6 protein-coding genes are annotated in these 6,669 nt (G+C 66.0%); 1 reads left to right on the top strand and 5 read right to left on the bottom strand.

The window, feature by feature from the left end; translation table 11 throughout:
• Window positions 1-10: 10 nt before the first annotated feature.
• Window positions 11-457, top strand: coding sequence for a hypothetical protein (locus EB084_17080; protein NDD29972.1), 447 nt, complete (start codon window positions 11-13; stop codon window positions 455-457).
• 39 nt (window positions 458-496) lie between these two features.
• Here EB084_17080 and EB084_17075 read toward each other — a convergent pair whose 3' ends face one another.
• The 5 genes from EB084_17075 to EB084_17055 form a co-directional block, all read right to left on the bottom strand.
• Window positions 497-2,593, bottom strand: coding sequence for an HD domain-containing protein (locus EB084_17075; GenBank protein ID NDD29971.1), 2,097 nt, complete (start codon window positions 2,591-2,593; stop codon window positions 497-499).
• Window positions 2,594-2,801: 208 nt separating this feature from the next.
• Entirely contained in the window at window positions 2,802-3,974 is a 1,173-nt protein-coding gene (locus EB084_17070) for a hypothetical protein (protein NDD29970.1), read from the bottom strand.
• A gap of 37 nt (window positions 3,975-4,011) precedes the next feature.
• A complete protein-coding gene (locus tag EB084_17065) occupies window positions 4,012-4,626 on the bottom strand; it encodes a hypothetical protein (protein NDD29969.1) in 615 nt (204 codons plus the stop codon).
• A complete protein-coding gene (gene clcA / locus EB084_17060; protein NDD29968.1) occupies window positions 4,623-5,933 on the bottom strand; it encodes a H(+)/Cl(-) exchange transporter ClcA in 1,311 nt (436 codons plus the stop codon). Before clcA ends, EB084_17065 begins: the two co-directional genes overlap by 4 nt.
• The coding region (locus EB084_17055; GenBank protein ID NDD29967.1) for a hypothetical protein at window positions 5,930-6,669 on the bottom strand (740 nt) is incomplete at its 5' end. The genes clcA and EB084_17055, both read right to left, overlap by 4 nt.

Raw genomic sequence — 6,669 nt, 5'->3', positions numbered from 1 at the left:
ATGCACCTTTGTGATCACGCACCGGACGAAACGCGCGTCTGACAGTCACCGACCCCGACCGGTCCTTGTTCTTCGCCTGACCGATGGAACCATCTACATGGCGGGCCAGGTCTCCATCGCCGTTCCTGGCTGCCCGCGCATCTACCGCAGCGATTTCCTCGTGCTCTACGACGACGACTACGGCCATCGCCAGTGGCTCGACCTCACCATTGATCTGGCCAGCGCGACACCGGACATGCACGTCGATTGCCCATCTGTGCTGGGCGTTCCACGATTCTCCTTCGCAGAGGCGCAGGTGCAGCGCGCCGATTTCGGCGCGGCGTTCGTCGCAGATCTGCGGCGCTACATGACCTCTGACGTCTTGCATCGACGCGGTCTGACCACGGTGCGTGTACGCCAGCCGGCGCGTCTCATCGCGCCGGCGCTGCAGCCTCGCGAAGACACGACGCAGAGCTGACGACGCAGACCCTGCCGTCTCACGTTGCGCCCCGCGCGATCACACCTTGACGTAGTAGTTCTCGGTGCTTGCGAGATAGTCTGCCAGCGAGATGACCTTCTCTTCAGGGGTCTTCGGAACGGTCGGCTCCGGCGCGTTCCACGCGCCCATGTGCATGTCGATGTAGTGGCGAACCTTCTCCGTGACCTTGCCTCCGGAGGGGTCGAGCGCCTTCACGAACTCAGCCCCGGCGTGCGCGTGATCGGGCGTCGTGTACCGACCCCACGGCACGGGCTGCCCCGGCTTCCATCCCTCGAGGTCTTTCACTGAGACGTACTTGCAGATGTCGTGCAACGCCTCTCCCATGATCACCTCGTCGCGCGCCTTGCCATTGATGTCGTAGTAATCGCACAGCGCTGAGGCCACCACCATGTTGCGCAGCGAGTGGAGCAGGAGCCCCCCGCCGGGATAGGCCTTCTGCTCTTCTTCCGACGGGGGATGGAACCCGGGCTGGACGTCGATGAGACGCGTCTCGTCTGCCGGATGATACTTGCCGGTGGAAGACGACGGCGACTTGTAGAACCCCTCGGGCGCGTGCGCGAGGATGTCGGTGAGCACCTGTTTCAGCGCGGGCGTCGCGACCATGTCGATCATCTTCTGCTTGTACTCGCCCATGTGCTGAGGAACGGTGGTCTCGGCCTTGCGCGCGATCTCGACGCGAACCTCGTGCACCTTCGCGTCTGAGCCAGGCCCCGGAAGGATTTCCCACACCTTTCGCTTCTCGAGGAAGGCCGACAGTGCGCCGATGTGCTCGGCGTCTGGCGCGTCATCGGCCGGACGCCCCCCTGTCTTGGAGTAGCGCTCGAGCGCCTCGAGAACCTTCTCCTTGCGCTCGCCCACCCAGTTGCGCCGCTCGCCGGGGTGATAGCTGCTGTTGTACCAGCCGAAGAGACGATGCGCGGCCGACTCCCCGACCGATTCAGTCGAAGCGCGTTCCTCGAAGTCCGGGAGGAACGGCAGATGCTCGACAGAGCGGTTCGTCCACAGGTCGTCGAAGAAATTCGTCATGGCGGGCCCCACCGACTTCGAGATCACCTCGATGTTCGCTTCGTGGTTCACCGTCAGGCCCTTGTTGGTGAAGTTTGCGCTGCCAAGCACGGCCGTGTCGTCGTCGAACATCATGGCCTTGGCGTGAAGCTTCTCGCGGGTGTCGAGGTTGATCTTGAGATAGCGCACCTCGATTCCGGCGGCCTCGAGCGTCTTGCGCGTCTTCTCGTTGACGAAGCTCACGGGCTTGTTGGGGTCGAGCAGAACCTTGACGTCAACGCCCCGCTCCTTGCGCGCAGCAATGAGGCGATCGACGATCTGCTTGTCAGCGAGGGCGAATGCCACCACGCGAATCGACTTCTTGGCCTTGTCGATGTTCGATACGAGAAGGTTGCGGATGCCCTCGTGATCGACCTCTGTCGTCGCCACGCGGATCTCGGCGTCTCCCTTGTGCCCGTTGCCGCCCACGGGCGCGGCCTTCGGTGTCGACTTCCCGCCAGAGGTGGACCAGTCGCGGGCGAAGACATCAGACAGATGGGCGACTGCCGGTCCTTCGATGCGCACGTCGAGATCGAGGTTCTGATGCGAGTGGCGATCCCAGTTCAGCCCCCCGATGACAGCAGACTTCCCGTCAACGATGAGCAGCTTGACGTGATCGATCTTGCCCGATTCGTTGATGGGATACGTGAGAATCTCAACCCCCGCGCTCTTGAGATGATCGCGCATGCGGGTCTGGTCGACGGCATCGGCCTCGTTGTAACCGGGCGTGGGGTCGAGCAGAACCTGCACCTTCACCCCTGCTTTTGCCTGGCGGGCAAGCACGTCGACGATCTTGTCGTAGCCGAGGCGGTACATCTCGACCTGGATGGACGATTTCGCCGACCCGAGCTGGCGAACGACCTCATCAGTGGCCACGTCGCCGCCGAGAAACGGCACCACGGCGTTCGCCGTGCTCTTCATCTGGGCTGTTCCGAGATCGACGCGATCAGACGACTGCGCCTGTGAATGTGCGGGCGTTTCGGAAGCGGGAGCGCGACGAGACTTCTTCTGCGCCGTCGCGGCGTGGGTCGTGCTGGCCAGGATCGGGGCGCCCGCGTCACGTGACTGCATGCTCTTCCTCCACCTCAACCACCTCGTCCGTCTCGGACGAAGGGCCCCACTGCGCACCGCCCCACACGGGCGAGACGCATCGAGACCATCCCATCGGAGTGACTCCACTCCGGCGCTTGAACAGCTTCCCCTATCGTATCAGGTCATTCGACCTGGATTCGTTAAAATCTTGTTAACAAATCATCAATCGCGCGGTTCGAGGCCAGGCTCACCGCCGGAACAGCTCATGCCAGGTCGGGTCCGGGGTGGTCAGCGCGTTCCCCTCGTGCAGATTGCCGGCGTTGTCGCGCCAGAGTCGTTCGGTTCCATTCGACACGGTGTAGTGGTTGCCATGCTCGTCGTAGCGATCTTCCCATCCGAGGGTGGCATTCGAGAACTCACGAGACCAGTCGTGTTGGCCCACGGCCGCCTGTCGGTTCATCTCGTGCTCGTGCTGTATCTGCCTCTTCGATTCATACGACCGCGAGATGACATCGCTGGTCTCGCGCAGGGTCTGGGAGATCTGCTGCTGTCGCCGAGAGCGATCGATGCTGTCGCGATAGACGACGGCGTTCTCCTGCGCGACCTGGGCTGCCTGCCAGCTGGGATTCACGGTCGCGGTGTCGAGAACCCGCCGCAGGATGGGGGCCCATCTCGGGAACTCAGCGACAGGCGCGAACCACCACGCGCGAACCTCGGCGTTCCAGAGAACCGAAGGGTTGAACGGGATGCTGAGCTTTGACACCTCGACGCGAGCGCCCCTTCGAACCCTGCTCCCGTCTGGCAAGACATGATCGACGATGACGTCGGCCACCGAACACGCGACCTGCGCCCCCTGGAGGCCCGCGCGCATCGCGACCTCACGCTGCCCTCTGGCAAGCGCGGCGCGCTGCGCCTCATCGTTGAGGGCAGCCGTGACCAGCGTCAGATCGGGCCAGTGCGTGCGCCACGTCGGATACAGCCACGTATGAACGAACGACTGCGCGTCCTGGAAGGGAAGCTGCGGAGCCTGGGCGCGCATCTGCTCGGCGAGGAGATGCGACATCCCACCGGTCATGAGCCCGAGGAAGAGACTTTCACCCCACCCCCCGCCAGAGGCCGGCTCTGAAAAGGAATACACCTCTGGACCGAGCTGAAAGCCCACGCTTCCCGACGGGTTCATGACCTGGAAGACGCTGCGGGGGAAGCCATTGGGCGTGTTGCGGTCGATTCCCCCACGGGCTGGCCACCCGCTGGGAATCACGAGCCCGAACGCACCTTCGGTGGGGTCGATCCACTGCTGCCACTGCACGGCTCGACCGCTGCTCGTCAGGGGAGAGCCCCCGAGGGGGAACGGTGCGCCGCACCCCTCACAGGTGCGGGCGCCAGCAGAAGAGATTCCCTCGCAGTACGAGCAGCGCACTCCCAGATGTTCGCCCGACCCCCGCTGGGCTCCTCGGTCAGGGACGCACCTCGACCCGCACGAGGAACGCCAGCCGAGAGGCGAACAGCGCCCACGGAACGGTCTGACGGCTCTCGTTCCCAGGCCAGGGGTCGCGAATGACCGCGTGGGTGAACCAGGGACGCCCCGTGACGTCGACGACGTAGTACACCGCCGTGAGCACGACGGCGTGCCCGTTCCCCTGAGGGTCAACCACGCCGGCCACGAGCGGGCAGCGCGCGGAGAGATCGCGTAGCACGGCTTCTGGCGTGAGGCCGAACGACGTGGCGGCGATCATCACCGGTCTGCCGTCGTCTTCGAAGGCCCAGCCGTTGAGCGCGCGCAGGATCATGGGAAGTGACGCCGCCGCGTCGACCTCACTCCCATAGATGCGCTGCACCACCTGCTCCTGCTGCACGGGGACGTGGTGATAGTTGAGCACCATCTGCACGCAGGCCGCCCAGCACCAGTTGGGCGCGCGCTGACGCGCGACGACGTCGGAGAGCGTGTTCGTGGGCAGGCCAGCGACGTACCGTCCCTCGCCCAGCGGCGCGACGTCTGCCGCGCACGGCGTCACCCAGGCAACGACGCAGAGCATCAGCGCCGCAACGAGTCCGTGAAGCCGCCTGTTCACGACGGTGTTCCCTCCTTCGAGAGATCGCGCTTCCCGAACCCGCGCTCGAGCAGGAGGTCATAGATGGGGCGCGCCCCCATCGCCTCGGCGGCCAGGGCCGCGACCACAGACGCCAGCATGAGATGGAGCACCAGATCGTGACGACCGGTGAGAGAGATGGTCAGCACGACACCGGTCAGGGGGGCACGCACGATGGCCGTGAACGCCGCGCCCATGCCGATGGCGGTGAAGACCGACAGATGGGGAGCCAGGGCGGGCATGAGATGGCTGAAGAGCGCGCCGACACATCGCCCGTTCGCCGCGCCGAGTACCAGCAGCGGCGAGAAGATGCCGCCCGGCGAGCCACATCCATAGCTCAGCAGGGTCATCGCGAATCGAACCATCAGCAGCCCCACCAGGGTCGAGGCCGGCACATCCGTGAGCAGGATGCGCTCGACAAGAGCGTGGCCGTCGCCCACCAGAAGCGGATCCCACACCGACGCCAGCCCCATGAGGGCGCCCACCGCGAAGGCCGCCGCAACAGCCCCGCGCAATGCAAGATGGGCGAAGAGATCGAGCGAGAGCACGAGCCCGCGATTGAATGCGGTACCGATCATCGCTGCCGTCAACCCGATGACCGCGCTCACGATGAGTCCTTCCAGCGGGAGGGGCGAATGCGTCTCGACACGATAGATGGGCGAGGGGCCGAAGAACACACCTACCAGGGCATCGGCAGCTACCGACGCGATCACGATCGGCGTGAGAACCGCGGGCGCGAGGTCATGGCGCAGCTCCTCGAGCACGAACACAACGCCGGCGAGCGGGGCGTTGAAGGCCGTTGCAAGCCCTGCACCCGCACCCGCGGCCAGCAGCACGCTCCGCTCGTCGGAGCCGACCTCGGCGAGAGACGCTACCATGGCCCCCACGCCAGCGCCCATCTGTACCGTCGGGCCCTCCCTTCCCAGAGCAAGGCCACCTCCCATGGCCAGGAGCCCCCCTGCAAACTTGACGGGCAAGACCCGAGGCCACCGCACAGCAAGCCACCCCTTCACGGCAGCCTCGACCTGTGGGATACCGCTGCCGGATGTCTCCGGCGCCAGTCGTCTCACCAGGGCAACCGCCGCCGCCGCGCAGGCCCCACACAGCAGAACCACGCACAGAGCCGCGGCCGCGCTACCTGCGCTCCAGGCGCCAAGGCGCATCCGCGCGCCATCCACCACCTCGAGCGAAGCCCGGAACGCCACACCGACCCCACCCGCCAGCAGCCCCACCAGAAGGGCACGCGCCAGGTGCACGCTCGCGGGAGGGCGCAGCGACGCCGCGCTCATCGAGCCCCCGGGAGCACACAGCGGAACCCCAGATCCGGGGCCCACAGACGGGCAGGCATCGGCATGCGCGTGGTGGCGCGGGTCAAGCGCATGGGGGTGTTCCACGAGCCTCCCCGGACAACGCGCATGCCCTTGTCGAAGAGCGCCTCGTGTGCCCGCGAACCGCTGTAGGGAGAATACGCGCTCTGCGTCCACTCCCACACGTTGCCCGCCATGTCGAGCGCGCCACACGCACTCGAGCCTTGCGGGCAGCTGCCCACCACCTGAGGGGCAGCCTGGGTGTCGGAGGTGACGGCGAAGAGCGCAGCGGTCTGCGGAGAGGGAAGGGCATCTCCCCACGGCCAGACGTGCCCCGCACTGCCGCGCGCGGCCTTCTCCCACTCCTCCTCAGTTGGAAGGCGCTTGCCGACCCACCTGCAGTACTCCTCGGCATCCTCGAGCGTCACGCCCACCACGGGTGCGTCCATGGCGTCTGGATCGACGAACCTTCGCCAAGGCCCTCGGGACACCCACCCCGTCGCCTGGGAGAACCGCGCATACTGGGCCGCTGTGACCTCAGTCCGGTCGATGTAGAACGACGGGAGGCTCTCGGCGATCTGCGGGCCTTCATCGATGTTCGGATCGGTCACCCCTCGGGGGAAGCTCCCCTCGCGCACCAGGAGCATGACGCTCCCGTCCCCGCCCATGATCGTGCTCGGAAAGGGCGACCGCGGAGCCACGACACGCACGCGCCCTC

The organism is Pseudomonadota bacterium (genome assembly GCA_010028905.1).
Classification (GTDB): Bacteria; Vulcanimicrobiota; Xenobia; order RGZZ01; family RGZZ01; genus RGZZ01.
This window is presented reverse-complemented; position numbering and strand designations above follow the sequence as displayed.

Bases quoted from the DNA above. Each gene is read 5' to 3' on its own strand.
- clcA (NDD29968.1), bottom strand. From the start codon at position 5,933: ATGAGCGCGGCGTCGCTGCGCCCTCCCGCGAGCGTGCACCTGGCGCGT.
- EB084_17075 (NDD29971.1), bottom strand. From the start codon at position 2,593: ATGCAGTCACGTGACGCGGGCGCCCCGATCCTGGCCAGCACGACCCAC.